Annotated in this window: 13 protein-coding genes; 11 read left to right on the forward strand and 2 right to left on the reverse strand. The window is 62.1% G+C overall.

What is annotated here, in order from left to right; all coding sequences use genetic code 11:
- The first annotated feature begins 257 nt into the window (after positions 1-257).
- The 4 genes from MF6394_RS25475 (at position 258) to speA (ending at position 4,599) form a co-directional block, all read left to right on the forward strand.
- On the forward strand, positions 258-1,325 hold the full coding sequence (locus tag MF6394_RS25475) for a DUF2333 family protein (protein WP_032893759.1): 1,068 nt from the start codon (positions 258-260) through the stop codon (positions 1,323-1,325).
- A gap of 2 nt (positions 1,326-1,327) precedes the next feature.
- Positions 1,328-1,864: an NUDIX hydrolase gene (locus tag MF6394_RS25480; protein ID WP_078467814.1), complete on the forward strand. Its 537-nt coding sequence runs from the start codon at positions 1,328-1,330 to the stop codon at positions 1,862-1,864.
- A gap of 306 nt (positions 1,865-2,170) precedes the next feature.
- A complete protein-coding gene (locus MF6394_RS25485) occupies positions 2,171-2,542 on the forward strand; it encodes a translation initiation factor Sui1 (protein ID WP_003188201.1) in 372 nt (123 codons plus the stop codon).
- Between the two features lie 143 nt (positions 2,543-2,685).
- Positions 2,686-4,599, forward strand: a complete 1,914-nt coding sequence (gene speA / locus MF6394_RS25490) for an arginine decarboxylase (RefSeq protein ID WP_003188203.1) — start codon at positions 2,686-2,688, stop codon at positions 4,597-4,599.
- A 111-nt stretch (positions 4,600-4,710) separates the two neighbouring features.
- Here the strand turns inward: speA and MF6394_RS25495 are convergent, their stop codons facing one another.
- Positions 4,711-6,054, reverse strand: coding sequence for an MATE family efflux transporter (locus MF6394_RS25495; RefSeq protein ID WP_078467815.1), 1,344 nt, complete (start codon positions 6,052-6,054; stop codon positions 4,711-4,713).
- 706 nt (positions 6,055-6,760) lie between these two features.
- Between MF6394_RS25495 and MF6394_RS25505 the strand changes: the two genes are divergently transcribed.
- Positions 6,761-11,656 carry an alpha-2-macroglobulin family protein gene (locus MF6394_RS25505; RefSeq protein WP_078467816.1) on the forward strand — a complete coding sequence of 1,632 codons (4,896 nt, stop codon included), beginning with the start codon at positions 6,761-6,763 and terminating at the stop codon, positions 11,654-11,656.
- A 131-nt stretch (positions 11,657-11,787) separates the two neighbouring features.
- On the opposite strand, the gene MF6394_RS25510 is transcribed toward MF6394_RS25505, so the two are convergent.
- Positions 11,788-12,081, reverse strand: a complete 294-nt coding sequence (locus MF6394_RS25510) for a hypothetical protein (RefSeq protein ID WP_003188208.1) — start codon at positions 12,079-12,081, stop codon at positions 11,788-11,790.
- Positions 12,082-12,305: 224 nt separating this feature from the next.
- On the opposite strand from MF6394_RS25510, the gene pbpC reads away from it, so the two are divergent.
- The 6 genes from pbpC to MF6394_RS25540 all read left to right on the forward strand — a co-directional run bounded on the left by pbpC (position 12,306) and on the right by MF6394_RS25540 (position 19,275).
- Entirely contained in the window at positions 12,306-14,618 is a 2,313-nt protein-coding gene (gene pbpC / locus MF6394_RS25515; RefSeq protein WP_078467817.1) for a peptidoglycan glycosyltransferase PbpC, read from the forward strand.
- A gap of 169 nt (positions 14,619-14,787) precedes the next feature.
- Complete coding sequence (locus tag MF6394_RS25520) at positions 14,788-15,096, forward strand: MazG-like family protein (RefSeq protein WP_003188211.1); 309 nt, start codon at positions 14,788-14,790, stop codon at positions 15,094-15,096.
- Complete coding sequence (locus tag MF6394_RS25525) at positions 15,089-15,838, forward strand: methyltransferase (RefSeq protein WP_003188212.1); 750 nt, start codon at positions 15,089-15,091, stop codon at positions 15,836-15,838. Before MF6394_RS25520 ends, MF6394_RS25525 begins: the two co-directional genes overlap by 8 nt.
- A gap of 23 nt (positions 15,839-15,861) precedes the next feature.
- Positions 15,862-16,464, forward strand: coding sequence for a DUF4136 domain-containing protein (locus MF6394_RS25530; RefSeq protein ID WP_078467818.1), 603 nt, complete (start codon positions 15,862-15,864; stop codon positions 16,462-16,464).
- 43 nt (positions 16,465-16,507) lie between these two features.
- The gene (locus MF6394_RS25535) at positions 16,508-17,065 is read left to right on the forward strand and encodes a DUF4136 domain-containing protein (protein ID WP_069558855.1); all 558 of its coding nucleotides are present in this window, start codon (positions 16,508-16,510) and stop codon (positions 17,063-17,065) included.
- Between the two features lie 266 nt (positions 17,066-17,331).
- On the forward strand, positions 17,332-19,275 hold the full coding sequence (locus MF6394_RS25540; RefSeq protein ID WP_078467819.1) for a pilus assembly protein TadG-related protein: 1,944 nt from the start codon (positions 17,332-17,334) through the stop codon (positions 19,273-19,275).
- The last annotated feature ends 271 nt before the right edge of the window (positions 19,276-19,546 follow it).

Here is a 19,546-nt window from a genome sequence, read left to right on the forward strand (position 1 = left end):
GCGCTATGCTAGCACCTCTTTTCTGATAGATGAGTGTCATACGTCAATTAAGTCTGCATGCCAGAGATTCAGTTATTGACCGGCTGGTCGCCCAGCGTAAAAGGTGTGCATCCTTTATAGTCCAAGCGGCCCGGTGCGCCACTTTCGTGTAAAAGCCCCGCACCGATGGGCACGATGGGGTAGGGTTGTGGTCGGAATGTCTGAACGCACCCGGACAATTGACGTGCATGAACTCAAGGGATTGAAAGGATATCGCCATGCTGGACTGGAAAAACCGCGAAGGCAGTGCCAAAGGCCCCGCCCCTGAGCCCAAGTCGGCCAACCGCAGCTATTTTCGCAACCTGCTGATGAGCCGAGCTTTGCTCAGCATCATCGGCTTGTACCTGCTGGTCACCGGTGGCCTGGGTTGGTACTGGAGCCAGGAGCCGGCGCTGTTTCCGGTCCAGCAAACCGCCCAGCTTGCCGCTGAGAAGGAAGGCAAGCAGATAGTGGTGGGCTACACCACCGTCGAAACCCTCAAGACCGTGGTCGGCACCTTGCTGAACAAACCGGGCGGTTATATTTCCAACGACCGTTTCCCGCCGGGCTTGTGGATGGACAACATGCCGAGCTGGGAATATGGCGTGCTGGTGCAGGTGCGTGACCTCACCCGTGCCCTGCGTAAAGACTTTGCCCGCTCCCAGTCGCAGTCGGCTGAAGACGCGGACCTGGCCAAGGCCGAGCCGCGCTTCAACTTCGATAACAAGAGCTGGGTGCTGCCGTCCAGTGAGTCGGAATACCAGGAAGGCATCAACTCCCTGAGCCGCTACGAAGCGCGCCTGTCTGACCCGAACCAGCGCGGCGCGCTGTTTTATGCGCGTGCTGACAACCTCAACAACTGGCTGGGCGATGTGGCCACCCGTTTGGGCTCGTTGTCCCAGCGCCTGTCGGCCAGCGTGGGCCGGGTCAAGCTGAACACGGCGCTGAAAACCGAGGCGCTGGCGCCGGGTGAAGTGCCGCAGGTTGATGAAGAAGTGGTGGAAACCCCATGGATGCAAATCGACAACGTGTTCTACGAAGCGCGCGGCCAGGCGTGGGCTCTGTCCCATCTGTTGCGTGCCATCGAAGTCGACTTTGCCGACGTACTGGCCAAGAAAAACGCCACCGTCAGCGTGCGCCAGATCATTCGTGAGCTGGAGGCCTCGCAGGAACCGGTTTGGAGTCCTATGATTCTTAATGGCAGTGGCTTCGGCGTACTGGCGAACCATTCGCTGGTGATGGCCAACTACATTTCCCGGGCAAACGCTGCAGTGATCGACTTGCGTCAGCTCCTCAACCAGGGTTGATGATGGACGCTACTCAAAAGGAGGCCGCACACCGAGCGGCTTCCGATGCTGAACTGATCTGCTGGGTCGACGAGCAGGACCACCTGCTCGGCCACCTGGTCAGGTCCGACCTGCGCCAGCGCGGCTTGATTGGCCGCTGCACTTTTATCTTCCTGTTCAATTCCAGAGGCGAGCTGTGTGTGCACCGGCGCACGCTGAGTAAAGCCCTGTATCCGGGGTTCTGGGATACGGCGGCGGGCGGGATGGTGGCGGCGGGAGAAAGCTATGCCCTGTCGGCACAGCGGGAATTGGCCGAAGAGCTGGGCGTGAGTGGCGTGGAGCTGCTCGAGCACGATCATTTTTACTTTGAAGATGGCGACAGCCGTCTTTGGTGTACTTCCTACTCTGCCGTCTGGGACGGCCCGCTGTGCTTGCAGCCTGAAGAGGTCATGGAAGCGCGTTTTCTAACCATCGAAGCGGTGCTTGCAGAGGCCGAGCAAAAGCCTTATTGCCCGGACGCCCAAGAGGGCTTGCGGCGCTATCTCGACTCACGTCGCTAAAGTTGCATAAATTGGCGCCATTTGGCTCTTAGCAACTTTGCTTTTTGCCGTTACACTGCGCGCCTTTTCACCCGAACCGCTATTGTTTCACCCTGTAGGAGCGAGCTTGCTCGCGAAAAACGCCAAGACACCGCGTGCTGCCTGAATGCCCGCGTTATCGTTGACGCTCTTCGCGAGCAAGCTTGCTCCTACAGTGGATGTTACTTTGACGGTTCGGTAGCGCTGCCCCTGCCTGAGTGGGGCTTCGCGGTCGGTTACTGCCTTGTGCGGCGCCGATCAGTCTTCATCCTCCCAAGAGGATTGCCGGTGGCCAAAAAAGCCGCATCCTTCGCCGCCCTTGGTGGCCTGGTATTTTCCACCGACGCAGGTCGACACTGCCCGGACTGTCGTCAGCCCGTGGATTCGTGCACCTGCAAACAGACCCTGATCCCCGAAGGCGACGGTATTGCCCGCGTGCGTCGCGAGAGCAAAGGCCGTGGCGGCAAGACGGTGACCACCATCACCGGCGTGCCCCTGGCTGAAGAGGCCCTGAAGGAATTGGCCACCTCGCTGAAAAAGCGTTGTGGCACCGGTGGCGCGTTGAAAGACGGGGTCATCGAGATCCAGGGCGATCACGTCGAGTTGCTGTTGGCCGAGCTGATCAAGCTCGGGTACAAGGCCAAGAAGTCCGGCGGCTGAAAGCCTCTTCCCAACCTGTGGCTAAACTCTGTCCTGCCAGTGGGGTCTACTTCCCTTGCAGGCAAATCGTCATTTTCATTCTTTAGACTGCGCCAGCCTCGAACGAGAGGTGGCGCCTTCGCCTTCATTTATAGGGGACTTCGATGTCCGTACGACGCACACGCAAAGACGATGGCAGCCAATGGACAGTTGCGGACAGCCGCAGTGTTTACGGGATTCGCCATTGGGGGGCCGGGTATTTCGCGATCAATGAAGCCGGTCGCGTAGAAGTTCGTCCGAACGGCCCGAACAGCACGCCCGTCGACCTGTACGAGCAAGTCGATGAGTTGCGCAAAAGCGGCCTGTCGTTGCCGCTGCTGGTGCGCTTCCCCGATATCCTGCAAGACCGCGTGCGCCAATTGACCGGTGCCTTCGATGCCAACATCGAGCGCCTGGAATACCAGAGCAAGTACACCGCGCTGTACCCGATCAAGGTGAACCAGCAGGAAGCAGTGATCGAGAACATCATTGCTACCCAGAACGTCTCCATCGGCCTGGAAGCCGGCTCCAAGCCTGAGCTGCTGGCCGTGCTGGCCCTGGCGCCGAAGGGCGGCACCATCGTCTGCAACGGTTACAAAGACCGTGAGTTCATCCGCCTGGCGCTGATGGGCCAGAAGCTCGGCCACAACGTGTTCATCGTGATCGAGAAAGAGTCCGAGGTAGGGCTGGTGATCGAAGAGGCGGCGAGCCTCAAGGTCAAGCCGCAGGTGGGCCTGCGTGTGCGCCTGTCGTCCCTGGCATCGAGCAAGTGGGCCGACACCGGTGGCGAAAAATCAAAATTCGGTCTGTCGGCGGCGCAGCTGCTGTCGGTGGTCGAGCGCTTCCGCGCGGCCGGCCTGGACCAGGGCATCCGATTGCTGCACTTCCATATGGGCTCGCAGATCGCCAACCTGGCCGACTACCAGCACGGGTTCAAGGAAGCCATTCGTTACTACGGCGAACTGCGCAACCTCGGCCTGCCGGTGGACCACATCGACGTTGGCGGTGGCCTGGGCGTGGACTACGACGGTACCCACTCGCGCAACGCCAGTTCGATCAACTACGACATGGACGACTACGCCGGCGTGGTGGTGGGTATGCTCAAGGAATTCTGCGACGCGCAGAGCCTGCCGCACCCGAACATCTTCTCTGAAAGCGGTCGCTCCCTGACCGCTCACCACGCCATGCTGGTGGTGCAGGTGACGGACGTCGAGAAGCACAACGACGAAATCCCGACCATTGAAAACAAGGAAAGCCTGCCGGAAACCGTGCAATGGCTGGTGGACCTGCTGGGCCCGACCGACATCGAGATGGTCACCGAAACCTACTGGCGCGCCACCCACTACATGAGCGACGTGGCGGCCCAGTACGCCGATGGCAAGCTGACCCTGGCGGAAAAAGCCCTGGCCGAACAGTGCTACTTCGCGGTGTGCCGTCGCCTGCACAACTCGTTGAAAGCCCGCCAGCGCTCGCACCGCCAGGTGCTGGACGAACTCAACGACAAGCTGGCCGACAAGTACATCTGCAACTTCTCGGTATTCCAGAGCTTGCCGGACACCTGGGCTATCGGCCAGGTCCTGCCTATTCTGCCGCTGCACCGCCTCGACGAAGAGCCGCTGCGCCGCGCCGTGCTGCAAGACCTGACCTGCGACTCCGACGGCAAGATCAAGCAATACGTCGACGAGCAGAGCATCGAGACCAGCCTGCCGGTTCACGGTTTGAACGAAGGCGAAGACTACCTGCTGGGTATCTTCCTGGTCGGCGCCTATCAGGAAATCCTGGGCGACATGCACAACCTGTTCGGTGATACCGACTCGGTGAACATCTACCAGCGTGAAGACGGCTCGGTGTACAGCGCCGGGATCGAGACCCACGACACCATCGAAGACATGCTGCGCTACGTGCACTTGTCGCCGGAGGAGTTGATGACGCATTACCGTGACAAGTGCGCGAGCGCGAAGATCTCGGCGTCCGAGCGTACCCAGTTCCTGGATGCGTTGCGTCTGGGCCTGACGCGTTCTTCGTACCTGTCCTCGTAATAAAAATGTGGGAGCGGGCTTGCCCGCGATGGCGGAGTGTCAGGCAACAGTTAAGGGGCTGACACACCGCGATCGCAGGCAAGCCAGCTCCCACATTGGGTCTGCGTTCCTTCAGGTTGTTCCCAGCCACAGTCCTTGCCGATTCAGGCGCCAGGCTATCGCCCACAGCGTCAGGCTGCGCACCGCCATGAACAGCAGGAAGGTGATCCACAACCCGTGGTTGCCCAGCCCCTGCAAGGCCCAGGCAACCGGCAGTACCAGCAGCACCGTCAGCAACATTCCATTGCGCATCTCCCGCGCGCGCGTTGCGCCGATAAACAAGCCATCAAGTAGATAACTCCACACTGCAATCAACGGCAATACCGCGAGGTAAGGCAGGTAGATGTCGGCGGTTTCGCGCACGCTGGGAATATCGGTTTGCATGGCGATAAACAGATGGCCGCCGAAGGTGAACAGCAGGGCGAAGCCGACGCTGGCGATCAGTGACCAACCGCAGGCCACCACCAATGACCGCCGTAACGCTTGCCGGTCACGGGCGCCGATGGCGTGGCCGCAGAGGGCTTCGACCGCGTGGGCCAAGCCATCCAATGCGTGAGCCGTCAGTAACAGGCCGTTAAGCAGCAGCGCATTGGCTGCCACGGTGGCATCGCCCAACCGTGCGCCTTGCACCGTGATCATGAAGAACACCGACTGCAGTGCCAGGCTGCGGATGAAGATGTCGCGGTTGACCGCCAGCAATGGGCGCCAGCTTTGCCACAGTTTCAAGGCGGCCCAAGCGATATGCCCGGGGTAGGCACGCAGGGCTTTTTGCGTGAGCGCCAGGCCGAGCAGGGCGCCGGTCCACTCGGCGATTACCGAGGCGCGGGCGGAGCCGACCACGCCCCAGTCCAGGCCGAGTACAAACCACAGGTTAAGCGCGATGTTCACCAGGTTGGTGGTCAGCAAAATCGCCAACGGCGCCCGCGCGTTCTGGGTGCCGAGGAACCAGCCGACCAGTGCATAGCTGGCGAGGGCGGCGGGCAGGCCGAACAGGCGGGTGTGGAAAAACTCGCGGGTCAGTTGGTTCAGTTCGGGCGAGGGCTGCATCCATTCCAAGGCCAGGTGGCTCAGGGGAATACCCACCGTGCCCAGCAGCATTGCCAGGCCCAGCGCCAGCAACAAGCCTTGCAACAGGATCTGCCGCAACGCCGCCCCATCGTTGCGCCCGGCGGCTTGGGCGGCGAACCCGGTGGAGCCCATGCGCAGGAAGCCCATGGCCCAGGCGAGGAAGGTATACAGGCTGGCACCGACAGCCACGGCGCCCAGTTGGTGGGCGTGGGGCAGGTGGCCGATGACCATGCTGTCTACGAGGGCGACCAAGGGCACGGAGATATTCGACAGGATCATCGGCGCGGCCAGGGCCCAGACGCGGCGGTGGGTGGGGCGGTGGCGCCAATCGGTCAATAAGGTGGACATGCAGTCTCCTTCGGGGGAGCGGCATTGTACCCGGCCAATGTGGGAGCTGGCTTGCCTGCGATGGCGGCCTCCCAGCCGACGCCTATCTACCTGACACCCTTCGATCCTACTGTGGGAGCGGGCTTGCTCGCGAAGGCGGCCTGGCAGGCGACACAGTTGGATTGGGTATATATCCATTGCTGCGGTAACGGCCACTTAGGGTTCCGCCTGACGGCGGGTCACTTTGGAAAAGAGCCCCAAAGTAACCAAAGGGCTCTTGCCCCACCACTCGGCACCTCGCCTAGGCTCGGTGTGCCCGTAATCCGCCAGTGATTTGGGGGGCCGCCGCCACGCGCCATCCATGGCGCGGGGCGGCTAAACCGGCATCCCTGCCGGTTTACCCCCCAAATCCCTGTCGAATTCCGGCCAGCGTGGTTTAACGGGGCGCCTGAGATCAAAAGCAGATCAAGAGCAAGATCAAGAGCGGCTCGCTTCGCATCGTAGTTACCGTTGAGCGCTACAAATTTGTGTAGATACCGATGGCTATCGCAGGCAAGCCAACTCCCACATGTTGATCTTGATCGCCAATGGTTGTGGGATTTGGCTCGGCTTCATGCCCACCAAGAACCAACCGCCCCTCCGTCGGTCAATGTGACCGGCACCGCAGCGGCTTGGTCGGCGCTGATATATAGTTCACCCCTCGGTTCCCTCTGACTATGAGTGCCCCATGCTTAACAAAGGACTGTTCCTGGCCTGCGCGCTGGCCCTGCTGAGCGCTTGCGATTCTTCCGATAAACCCGCCGCACCGCCTGCGCACACCGTGGCGGCAGCGCCGAAGCCGGTGAAAGCCGCGGTAGATGTGGCAGCGCTCAAGCAGCGTTATGCCAGGCGTGAGCTGAGCGTGGTGGACGTGTCCGAGGTGCAGTTGGACGGGGCCAGCACCTTGTCGGTGAGTTTTTCCATCCCCTTGGACCCCGATCAGAAATTCGCCGACAAGCTGCACTTGGTAGACAGCACGTCCGGCAAGGTCGATGGCGCCTGGGAACTGTCCGATAACCTCATGGAATTGCGCCTGCGCCACCTTGAACCGCAGCGCAAACTGGTGCTGACCGTGGACGCCGGGGTGAAGGCGGTCAACGGCAACAGCCTCGCCGCCGAATACAGCGCCCGCCTGGAAACCCGCGACCTGCAAGCCACCGTTGGCTTCGCCAGCCGTGGCACGTTGTTGCCGACGCGCCTGGCCGAGGGCCTGCCGGTGATCGCGTTGAATGTCGACAAGATCGACGTGGAATTCTTCCGGATCAAACCCGAATCCCTGCCGTCGTTCCTGGCGCAGTGGGGGCGCAATACCAGCCTGCAAAGCTATGAGTCCCGTGAACTGCTGCCGATGGCCGAGCTGGTCTACGGCGGGCGTTTCGACCTGAACCCGGCGCGCAACACTCGCGAAACCCTGTTGCTGCCGATTGCTGGCCTCAAACAACTGCAGCAACCCGGCGTGTACCTGGCGGTGATGCGCGCTTCAGGCACCTACAACTATTCGCAACCGGCCACCCTGTTCACCTTGAGCGATATCGGCCTGTCGGTGCACCGCTACGCCAATCGCCTGGATGTGTTTACCCAGGCCCTGGAAGGCGGCAAGGCACTGAACGGCGTCGAACTGGAAATCCTTGATGCCGAAGGCCGCGTGCTCGGCCAAGGCAAGACCGAAGACGGCGGCCACGCCGAGTTGCCGCTGCCGAAAAAAGCCCAGGTGTTACTGGCCAAGCAGGGCGAGCAAACCAGCCTGCTGCGCCTGGACAGCGCCGCGCTGGACCTGGCCGAGTTCGATATCGGCGGGCAACCGTCCCACCCGTTGCAGTTCTTTGTGTTCGGCCCGCGTGACCTGTATCGCCCTGGCGAAACCGTGCTGCTCAACGCGCTGTTGCGTGACAAGGATGGCAAGGCGGTGAAGCCGCAACCGGTGAGCGTCGAAGTGCGGCGCCCGGATGAACAGGTGAGCCGCAAGTTCGTGTGGGAGGCCGACGCGTCCGGCCTGTATCAATACCCCTTGCAACTGTCTGGCGAAGCGCCGACCGGGCGTTGGCAGTTGGTGTTCGACCTCGGCGACGGCAAGCCGCAACTGTATGAATTTCTCGTTGAAGACTTCCTGCCCGAGCGCCTGGCGCTGGAGCTCAAGGGCAGTGACACGGCGCTGAGCCCAGAGGAAAACCCGGTCATCCAGGTCAACGGTCGTTACCTCTACGGCGCGCCCGCATCCGGTAACCGCGTCAGTGGCCAGGTGTATGTGCGCCCGCTGCGTGAGGCGGTCAAATCTCTGCCGGGCTATCAGTTCGGTTCCGTCACCGAAGAAGAGTTGAGCCAGGATTTCGAACTGGACGAAAGCGTACTCGACGCTAACGGCGAGCAAGCGCTGACCCTGGAAAGCAAGTGGGCCGAGGCCAAGTCACCGTTGCAACTGATCGTGCAAGCCAGCCTGCAAGAGTCCGGCGGGCGGCCGATCACTCGGCGCCTGGTGCAGCCGATCTGGCCGGCCGAGCAACTGCCCGGCCTGCGTGGCCTGTTTGACGGCAAGGAAACCAACGGCGATGGCCCGGTGGAATTTGAAGTGCTGGTGGCCAACCAGGAGGGTCAGAAGCTGGCCGCGCAAGACCTCAAGGTGCGCCTGGTGCGTGAGCGCCGAGACTACTACTGGAACTACTCGGAGAATGACGGCTGGAGCTACCACTTCAACGAGAAATTCCTCAACCTCGATGAGCAGAGCCTGAACATCAAGGCGGGCGACACCGCCAAGGTCAGCTTCCAGGTGGAGTGGGGCCCTTACCGTGTGGAGGTTGAAGACCCGCAGACCGGGCTGGTCAGCAGCCTGCGCTTCTGGGCCGGCTACCAGGCCCAGGACAACACCGAAGGCGGCGCCGTGCGCCCCGACCAGGTCAAGCTGGCGTTGGACAAACCCGCCTATGGCGATGGCGACACCGCCAACGTCACCGTCACGCCACCGGCGGCCGGTAAAGGCTACCTGTTGGTGGAGTCTGCCGAAGGGCCGCTGTGGTGGCAGGAAATCGACGTGCCGGCCGAAGGCAAAAGCTTTGCGGTGAAGCTCGACCCGAAATGGTCGCGCCACGATCTGTATGTGAGCGCCCTGGTCATTCGCCCCGGCGAGCGCAAAGCCAATATCACGCCTAAACGCGCCGTGGGCTTGCTGCACCTGCCGCTGGATCGCACCCAGCGCAAACTCGGCCTGACCCTTACCGCGCCAGAAAAAATGCGCCCCAAACAACCGCTGACGGTGAAGATTGCCGCCAAGAACGCCGATGGCAGTGTGCCTCAACAGGTGCACGTACTGCTGGCGGCGGTAGACGTGGGCATCCTCAATATCACTGAATACCCAACGCCCGATCCGTACGCCAGCCTGTTTGGCCGCAAAGCCTATGGCGTCGACCAATTCGACATCTACGGCCAGTTGATTGAAGCCGGCCAGGGCCGTCTGGCCAGCCTGGCATTTGGTGGCGACGCGGCGTTGGCCAAAGGCGGCAAGCGCCCGGACACCAGCGTGACCATCGTCGCCCTGCAAAGCGCGCCGGTGACCTTGAACGAGAAAGGCGAGGGTGAAGTCAGCGTCAATATCCCCGACTTCAACGGCGAACTGCGCCTGATGGCCCAAGCCTGGAGCGATGACCGCTATGGCATGGCCGAAGGCAAGACCGTGATCGCCGCCCCGCTGATTGCCGAATTGTCGGCACCGCGCTTCCTGGCAGGAGGCGACCAGACCACCTTGGCCCTGGACCTCTCCAACCTGTCGGGCAAGGCCCAGAAGCTCGATGTGCAATTGACCGCGCAAGGTCAGTTGCAGTTGGTCAACAGCGGCGCGCAGTCGGTTGAGCTCAAGCAAGGCCAGCGCACCACGTTGCGTATTCCGGTACAAGCCTGGGGCGGGCTCGGCCAGGGCAAGGTCACGGTCACCGTCAACGGCCTGGACTTGCCGGGTGAAAACCTGCCGCCGTTCAGCCGCGAATGGACCTTGGGCGTACGCCCGGCGTACCCGGCCTTGCTCAAGCATTACCGCGCCGTGCTCAAGGATCAGCCGTGGAGCTTGCCGTCGGGCGCACTGGACCAATTCGATGCCTCGGGGCGTGAGGCATTGTTGAGCCTGTCTAGCCGGCCGCCGTTGAACCTGGGCGCGCAGATCAGTGCACTCAAGGCTTACCCCTACGGTTGCCTGGAGCAAACCGCCAGTGGCTTGTACCCCTCGCTGTACGCCGACGACGCGCTGCTCAAGCGCCTGAGCATCAAGGGCGAGCCGGATGCCGAGCGCAAGCGCAAGATCGAGTTGGGCATCGAGCGCTTGCTGGGCATGCAGCGCTACAACGGCAGCTTCGGTTTGTGGGGCGCCGATGGCGAGGAAGAATATTGGCTGACTGCCTATGTCACCGACTTCCTGCTGCGCGCCCGCGACCAGGGTTTTGCCGTACCGCCTGAAGCCTTGAAGAAGGCCAGCGAGCGCCTGTTGCGGTATGTGCAGGAACGTAACCTGATCGAGGTGGGGTACAGCGACAACGCCGAACACACCCGGTTTGCCGTGCAGGCCTATGCCGGCATGGTGTTGGCGCGCAGTCAGCAGGCGCCGTTGGGTGCGTTGCGCAGCCTATTCGAACGGCGCAGCGACGCACGCTCCGGTTTGCCGCTGGTGCAGTTGGCCATTGCGCTGCAGAAAATGGGTGACCAGCCGCGTGCGGATCAGGCGTTGTTGGCCGGGTTGGCGGCGCAGCGCAATGCCAATGAGTGGCTGGCTGACTACGGCAGCCCGTTGCGCGACCAGGCGATGATCCTGGCATTGCTGGAGGAGAACGACTTGGCCAAGGGCCAGCGCGAGGAGCGTTTGTTCACCCTGTCGGACCAATTGGCGGCCAGCCCGTACCTGTCTACCCAGGAGCGTAATTCGCTGTTCCTGGCTGGGCGCCTCGGGTTCGCCAAGCCGGAAACGAACTGGCAAGTGTCGCTCACCGGCAGCGGCGGTGTGCGTGAGTTGAACAACCAGCAATCGACGTTGGAGTTGGACGGCAAGTTGTTGTCCAGCGACCTGGCCTTGAGCAATCAGGGTGAAGCGCCGGTGTACCAACAATTGACGGTTTCGGGTTACCCACAAGTGCCGCCAGCGGCCGGTGGCAACAACCTGAGTATCCGCCGCGAATATCTGGGCATGAACGGCCAGCCGTTGAACCTGCGTAACCTCAACAGCGGTGATCTGGTACTGGTGCACTTGGCGGTCAGCGCCAAGCAACGCGTACCGGATGCTCTGGTGGTTGACCTGTTGCCTGCCGGCCTGGAACTGGAAAACCAGAACCTGGCCCAAAGCGCGGCGAGCCTTGAGAACGCCAGCAGCCAAGTGAAAGAGTGGCGTGAGTCGATGCAGAATGCCTCGCTCAAGCATCAGGAGTTCAGGGATGATCGCTATGTGGCGGCGATGAATCTGGATGGCTATGGCACCACGCACTTGCTGTACCTGGCGCGTGCGGTGACACCGGGAACCTACCGCGTGCCGCCGCCGCAGGTGGAGTCGATGTATCGGCCGAACTGGCAGGCAGTGGGTGAGACGCCAGTGGATATGGTGATCAAGGGCCGCTGAAAGCCACTGTAGGAGCGAGCTTGCTCGCGAAAAACGTCAACGATAACGCGGGTTTCCTAGATTAACGCGGCGTCTGTGAGTTTTTCGCGAGCAAGCTCGCTCCTACAGAGGAGAATCGAGTGGTTGTAATGTCAGTGCACGACCCAGCTCAGCAACCACAGCCCCAGCATCAGCCAGATGATGCCCACGATGATAGAGGCCCGCATAAAGGCGCGTACCGCCGAGTAAAGGAACAACAGGCCGACGATCAGGGTGATGATGCTGATGATCGACGTGTCCATGCCCAGGGTGCGTGACAGGCCGTCGATAAAGTTGCCGCCGGCGTGGGTCAAGGCCCCGAACAAACCGCTGAGCCCGTCGACGATAAAACGGATGACGGAACCGAGCGCCTGGCCCAACCATTCGAAAAAGCTTTCTACCTGCATGTGCGTGTCCTGATGAGAAGGTGGGCGTAACTGTGCCTTTGGTTGTCGATAACGCAGGCGAGTTCCCTGCAAGCATAGAGGTTTGCCCGTTTGAGTTTTAGTTTAATCACCTGCGGATGTACTCAGTCCAATGTGGGAGCGGGCTTGCTCGCGAAGGCGGCGTGCCTGTGACATCTCTGCCAACTGACCCACCGCGTTCGCGAGCAAGCCCGCTCCCACAGTTATTGCGCTGGGCTTTGGGTGGTGTGGTGTTGGTGGTTGCCCTGCTATGGCTGGCCGATCGCATCTGGCCCTTACCCCTGCCCCAGGACGACCTGGCCCGAGTGGTGCTGGCCGAAGATGGCACGCCCCTGTGGCGATTTGCCGATGCCAATGGCGTATGGCGCTACCCGGTACACACCCGCGAAGTTTCGCCTTATTACCTCGACGCGCTGCTCACCTATGAAGACCGTTGGTTCTACCAGCACCCCGGCGTAAACCCGTTGGCGCTGGTGCGGGCAACCTGGCAAAACCTGAGCGGCGCGCGGGTGGTCTCCGGCGGCAGCACCTTGTCGATGCAAGTGGCGCGCTTGCTCGACCCGCACTCACGCACCCTGCACGGCAAGTTACGCCAGCTGTGGCGTACCGCGCAGTTGGAGTGGCACCTGTCCAAGGACGAAATCCTCAACCTGTACCTGAACCGCGCGCCTTTCGGCGGCACGCTGCAGGGCGTGGCGGCGGCGAGCTGGGCGTACCTGGGCAAGTCGCCGTCACAGCTGACCCACGCCGAAGCCGCGTTGCTCGCGGTGTTGCCCCAGGCGCCGAGCCGTTTGCGCCCGGACCGTCATCCGCAGCGCGCCCAGGAGGCCCGCGACAAAGTGCTGCGCCGCCTGGCCGAGTTTCAGGTGTGGCCACAATCGGCGGTTGATGAAGCCCTGGAGGAACCCCTGTTGCTCGCCCCACGTCTGGAGCCAAGCCTGGCGCCCTTGCTGGCACGCCGCTTGAACCGCCCCGACAGCCCGCCGCTGATCCGCACCACCCTGGATGCCACCTTGCAACGCCGTCTCGAAGACCTGCTGTTGGGCTGGCGCGCACGCCTGCCGGAACACACCTCGGCGGCCATTCTGGTGGTGGAAGAAGAAAGCATGGCGGTACGCGCCTACCTGGGGTCGGTGGATATCAATGACACCAAGCGCTTTGGCCATGTGGACATGATCAGCGCGCTGCGTTCGCCCGGATCCACCTTGAAGCCCTTCCTCTACGGCATGGCGTTGGATGACGGCCTGATCCACTCCGAATCGCTGTTACAGGACGTGCCTCGACGTTATGGCGATTACCGCCCTGGCAACTTTTCCATGGGCTTTACCGGGGCGGTGCCGGCGAGCACGGCGTTGTCCAGCTCGTTGAACCTGCCGGCGGTGCAACTGCTGGAAGCCTACGGGCCCAAGCGCTTTGCCGCACAGATGCGCATCGGTGGCATGCCGTTGGCGTTGCCGGCGTTGGCCGAGCCGAACCTGGCGCTGATCCTCGGCGGCGCGGGCAGTCGCCTGGAAGATCTGGTGAGCGGCTACAGCGCCCTGGCCCGCGATGGCAAGAGCGCCACTCTGCGGTTACAGCCGGACGATACGCTAAGGGAGCGGCCGTTGCTGTCGCCCGGCGCCGCATGGATTGTGCGGCGCATCCTCAGCGGCCAGGCGCGGCCCGACCGCGACCCGCGCGCCGAGTTGGTCCAACGCCCGGTGCTGGCGTGGAAAACCGGTACCAGTTACGGCTTTCGCGATGCCTGGGCGATTGGCGTGGGCCCGCGTTATCTGATCGGCGTATGGATCGGCCGGCCCGATGGCACGCCGGTACCGGGGCAGTTCGGCCTGGCGTCGGCAGCGCCGTTGATGTTGCAGGTGCATGACGTGCTGACCAACCGCGACAGCCAGCGCGGCATCAGCGCGCCGGTCAAACCGGTGCCGGCCAATATCGGCGTGGCGGCGATCTGTTGGCCGCTGGGCCAGCCCATGAGCCGCAGCGACCCCAATTGCCGCCGCCAGCGTTTTGCCTGGACCTTGGACAACACCACGCCGCCGACCTTGCAGGCATTGGATCAACCCTTGAGCGTGGGCTTGATGGAAAGCATCTGGGTTAACGCCAAAGGCTTGCGGGTCGATGTCCGTTGCCCTGGCGCAACCCCGCAAAACATCGCCCTCTGGCCGGCGCCGTTGGAGCCCTGGTTGCCCAGGGTCGAGCGCCGCGAAGCGCGCATCCCGGCGGCTGATCCGGACTGCCCACCACCGGCGCTGGCCGCGTCATCGCCGTTGTCCATCGTGGGGGTACGCGAAGGCGACCAACTGCGCCTGCCCGCCGCCAGTCAGCAAGCCTTGCGCCTGAAAATCTCTGCGTTGGGCGGCAGTGGCCGACGTTGGTGGTTCCTCAATGGTGCGCCGTTGGGCGACAGCGCCAATCAGGACAGCATCAATGCCAGCTTTGAACGGCTGGGCCGCTATCAGCTCAGCGTATTGGATGAAGCCGGTCAAACCGCCAGGCTCGAGTTTAACGTCGTCAACTAGCCCTCACTGTAGGTGTAGGAGCGAGCTTGCTCGCGAAAAACGTCAACGATAACGTGTGCAGCCAGAAAGCACGCGGTGTCTTGGGGTTCTTCGCGAGCAAGCTCGCTCCTACAGAGGCTTGCGTTCATCCCGCATCCCCCTGAAGCTATACCCATTCAGGAGTCCCCGCATGAACCTCGAACACCTCACCGAACGCCTGCACCGCATCCGCGATACCAACGACTGGAAGCAGTTCCACAGCCCGAAAAACCTGGCCATGGCCGCCAGCGTGGAAATGGCCGAGCTGGTGGAGATCTTCCAATGGCTCACCGAAGACCAATCCCGCCAACTGCCCGCCGATAAACTCGCGCATGCGGGCCAGGAGGTCGGCGATATCGTCTTGTACCTGCTGTTGTTGTGCAGTGAACTGGGCCTGGATATGAACGAAGTGGTGCGCGCCAAGCTGGCCGATAGCGAACGGCGGTTTGCCCATGAGTGATCGTCATTTCGACCAGTTGGCCACGCGCTTTGCCGAAAAGATCTACGGCGGGGCCAAGGGCGCGATTCGCCTGGCGGTGCTCCAGGCCGATCTGGTGGAAGCCTTGCCGCAGCGGCCTCTGCGCGTGCTGGATATCGGTGCAGGCCTGGGGCATATGTCGTTGTGGCTGGCGGAGCAGGGCCATGAGGTGACATTGGCCGAACCCGCCGCGCCGATGCTTGAAGGGGCGCGCCAGCGCTTCGCCGACGCGGGCCAAAGCGCGACTTTTATTCATGCACCGTGGCAGGACTTGCTCGGCCAACTCACCGAGCCTTACGATCTGGTGCTGTGCCACGCCGTGCTGGAGTGGTTGGCCGAGCCCCACGCCATCCTGCCGGTGCTGCACCAACTGACGCTGCCGGGTGGCTGGTTGTCCCTGGCGTTCTACAACCGTGATGCGTTGATTTACCGTAACTTGCTCAAAGGCCACTTCCGCAAAATGCGCAAGAACGACATGGCCGGCGAAAAGCAGAGCCTGACGCCGCAACAACCCCTGGACCCACGGGAGTTGGCGGCGCAACTCGAAGGGTTGTGGCAGGTCGAAAGCCAAAGTGGCGTGCGAGTGTTCCACGACTATATGCCGGTGGAATTCCAGGCGCGCGCCAACTTGCAGGACTTGTTGGAGATGGAGCTCGCTCACCGTCGTCACCCAAGCTTTGCCGGGCTTGGGCGATATTTGCACTGGATCTGCCGCCCGGTTTAAGCGGCCCAGCGTGGGAGGTCGACATGCGTCGTCTCGGTTTAATCCTGTTGTCTTTAGCGCTTGGGGCGTGCTCGAGCCCCAACCCTTACGTGGCCAGTTCGGCACCGATGCCACCGGCGCCCGCCCAGGCGGCCACCACCTTTGATGCCAGCGCCTACCCCGCGCCGGTGCGCGACTATGGCGCCTACCGCAGTTGGGGCTGGCTCAACGGCCAGTTGCCGGCGGGCACGGCCTGGGCCGATTCGGCGCAGATTGCCGAGGCGGTCAGCGGCGCTCTCGACCAGCGTGGCTTGCGCCCCTTGCATGACAAGCGTGCGCCTGACCTGCTGGTGAGCGCCGATGTACGCCTGGAAAAACGCCTGCGCCAGGTCCAGGACGATTATGGTTACGGTTACGGCGGCTATAACCGCTATGGCAACGGTTACGGCATGTACAACAGCGTGCCGGTGGTGCGCACCTATGAGGTGACCGTGGCCGTGGCGCGTATCAGCCTGTTCGATGCGCGCACCCGCCAGCCGGTGTGGAGCACCAGCGCCGAAACCACCAGCCAGGGCAGCCTGAGCGAACGCGCCGATAGTTTGCGCAAGGCGATGCAGAAGGCAATGGCTGCCTATCCGCCCAGTTAGCAGCTATTCTCATTACAAGCCCACGTTGTTTTTGGAGAACACCATGCTTCGTCGCATCGCTGCACTTGCTGTTGTCATGTTGCTGGGCGGTTGCCAGAGCAACCAGGTCAACCACGATTTCGACGCCAGCCGAGACTTCGGCGCCTACCGCAATTGGGCTTGGAAAGACCCGGCGTTGCAGTATCGCCCCGATGACCCGCGAATCAAGAGCGACCTCACCGAGCAACGCATCCGCCAGGCCGTGGGCGAACAGCTGGATCAGCGCGGTTTGCGTCCTGCGGCGACGGGTACCAAGGCTGACCTGAATGTACAGGCCTACCTGATCGTCGAAGACCGCCAGCAGCAAGTCACCACCAACTATGGCGGTGCCTGGGGCGGCCCGTGGAATGGTTACTGGGGCGCGCCGATGTACAACGAAACGCGCAACATCACCTACAAAGTGGCGACCATCCAGATCGACCTGCTCGACGGCAAGGACGGCAAGCTGGTGTGGCGCGGCAGCGACGAGCAAATGATGGCCAGCACGCCGAACCCCGAGGATCGCAACAAGGCCATCCGCAGCACTGTGACCAAGATCCTCTCCAACTACCCGCCGCGCTGATCACCCCCTCTCACCCCTGTGCGGGCTTGCTCGCGAAAGCGGTGTGTCAGTCACTGCCTCAGTGACTGCCCTACCGCTTTCGCAGGCAAGCCAGCTCCCACATTTGATCTTCAGTGTGTTGAGCATAGCGTTCGCTTAGCTGAGTTGTATTAGGGGGCCGACATTTACGGCGCCTCCGCCAGTCGCCAATGTGGCGAGTTGCCAGCAACCTGCCGAAGCCTTGTCTACACTCCAGTGCAACGGAGAGTTAGCGCAGGAGTGCTTCGATGTCTCCCCGATTCGGCTCCAGGCAGCGTGGTGCAATTGGCTTGATGGCGGCAGGCACCTTGGCCTTGGCCCTGGTGTTTACGTTGCTGGCGGTCGATAGCGGGCGCTTGTATTTGGAAAAGCGCAAGTTGCAGTCCGTCGCCGACACCTCGGCGTTGGAGGCGGCAGGTCTGGGTGGCCAGTGCGGTACCAACACCACGGCCAACGCCTATGCCACGCAAAATGCCGCGCGCAACGGGTTTGTGGTCGGTAATGGCAACACCCTGGCGGTGACGTGCGGCACCCTGGCAACCAATGCCCTCAACACCCGCGTATTTAGCGCCGATGCCACTAAGAGCGACGCGATCCGCGTGGTGGCCTCGCGCACCGTCCTGACCAGTATTGCCAATGGCCTGTGGAACCTGTTCAGCGGCGCGCCGATCACCCCGCAAATCAACTTGAGCGCCACCGCCGTCGCCGCGACACCGCCGCCCGTGGCGCAGCTGTCGATCCGCAGCAGCCTGGCCAGCGTTGATTCAAGCAAATCCCCGCTGCTTAACCTGGTGATCGGCAACCTGCTCGGCGGTAACCTGTCGCTCACGGCGGCGGGTTGGAACGGTTTGCTGCAGACCAACGTCAACCTGCTCAGTTACCTGGACCAACTGGCGATCAACCTGAACGTGAAGGCCGGTGACTATGACGCCTTGCTCAGTACCGCGGTCTCGGCGACTCAACTGATCGACGCTGCGGTGAAGGTCTTGCAGAAAAACGGTGCGGCGGCCACGGCGGTCATCAATGACGTGATATCGATTCAAGCGATTGCGCCGAACAGCAAGCTGTTGACGGTGGGAGACCTGGTCGACATCGCCACCGGCACGCCGACAGCGGCGCTGAATAGCAACGTGCAGTTGTTTCAACTGCTGGAAGCGGTGGCGCAGTTGTCCAGTAGCAAGAATGCGGTGAGTGCGGCGGCGCAGGTCGCGATTCCGTTGGTGGGCAATGTGTCGATCCAGACCAAGGTCATCGAACCGCCGCAGCTGTCGGCGATTGGCAATCCTGTATTGGCCAAGAAGGGCTTGCAGAATACCCCGCCAACCGATCAGATTTTTGTACGCACCGCGCAAGTGCGCACGTTGGTGACCGTCCAGGCGCCAATCATCAAGGCGGTCTCTGGCGTGGCGTCCATATTGACGGGCCTGGGCACGCCGGTGTCCCAGGTGGTCAAAGGGTTGTTGAACCTCAACCTGCCGGCGGTGGTTGGCGGGGTGTTGTGCCTGGTGGCCTGCAATGTGGCTGACGTCGATGTCACGACGTCGCTGGCCATTTACATTGAAGCCGGCAGTGCGCAAACCAATGTCACGGATTTCAATTGCGACTCGCCGGCCTCTAAATCCTTGACGGTGAAAACCACCACGTCCCTGGCGACCCTGGCGGTCGGTACGGTGGATCCGGTGGCGGCTTTTTCTTCCTCGGCTGCAGTCAATGTGCAGCCGGTGAGGTTGATTGATTTTGGCGAGCGCTACTGTGTCGTTCTAACGCTGCTGTGCAGTCCCAACCGTACACCGAATGTGGGGGGCGGTTTGCTGTTGAAAGCCAACTCCACCATTGCCGGGCAAACCAGCACCATGGTATTTGCGCCGGTGGCCGAGATGAATGCGCCGCCCACCTACAAGTTTGCGCCGGGCACGGCCAATATCGTCGGCAGCCTGGTGTCGACGCTTAATGGCTTGCAGGTGACTTACGCACCGCCTAGCGGCACTGTCTCCAATGGTGCGTTGGCTGGGGTCGCCGGGTTGTTGGCGACTATCACTACGGCGGTGGTGGGGCTGATCCAGAATGTGTTGTCGCCGATTCTCGACCCCATCGTTAATACCTTGCTGAGTGCCTTGGGCATCAACCTGGGCAATGCCGAAGTCGGTGCCAACCTTACTTGCCATATGGGTCGGGCTTATCTGGTGATTTAGCTGACCCCCCGAGTTCCAAATGTGGGAGCTGGCTTGCCTGCGATGGCTGCCTGTCAGCCGACACTTCTCTAGCTGACACCCTACGATCCAACTGTGGGAGCGGGCTTGCTCGCGAAGGCGGCCTGGCAGTCAACACAGTTGTGTTGTGTACATATCCATTCCTGCGGTAACGGCCACTTAGGGTTCCGCTCTGACAGCGGGTCACTTTTGGAAGGACCCAAAAGTAACCAAAAGGTCCTCGCCCCACCACTCGGCACCTCGCTTAGGCTCG

The sequence above is a fragment of the Pseudomonas sp. MF6394 genome (assembly GCF_002018845.1).
Taxonomy (GTDB): domain Bacteria; phylum Pseudomonadota; class Gammaproteobacteria; order Pseudomonadales; family Pseudomonadaceae; genus Aquipseudomonas; species Aquipseudomonas lactis.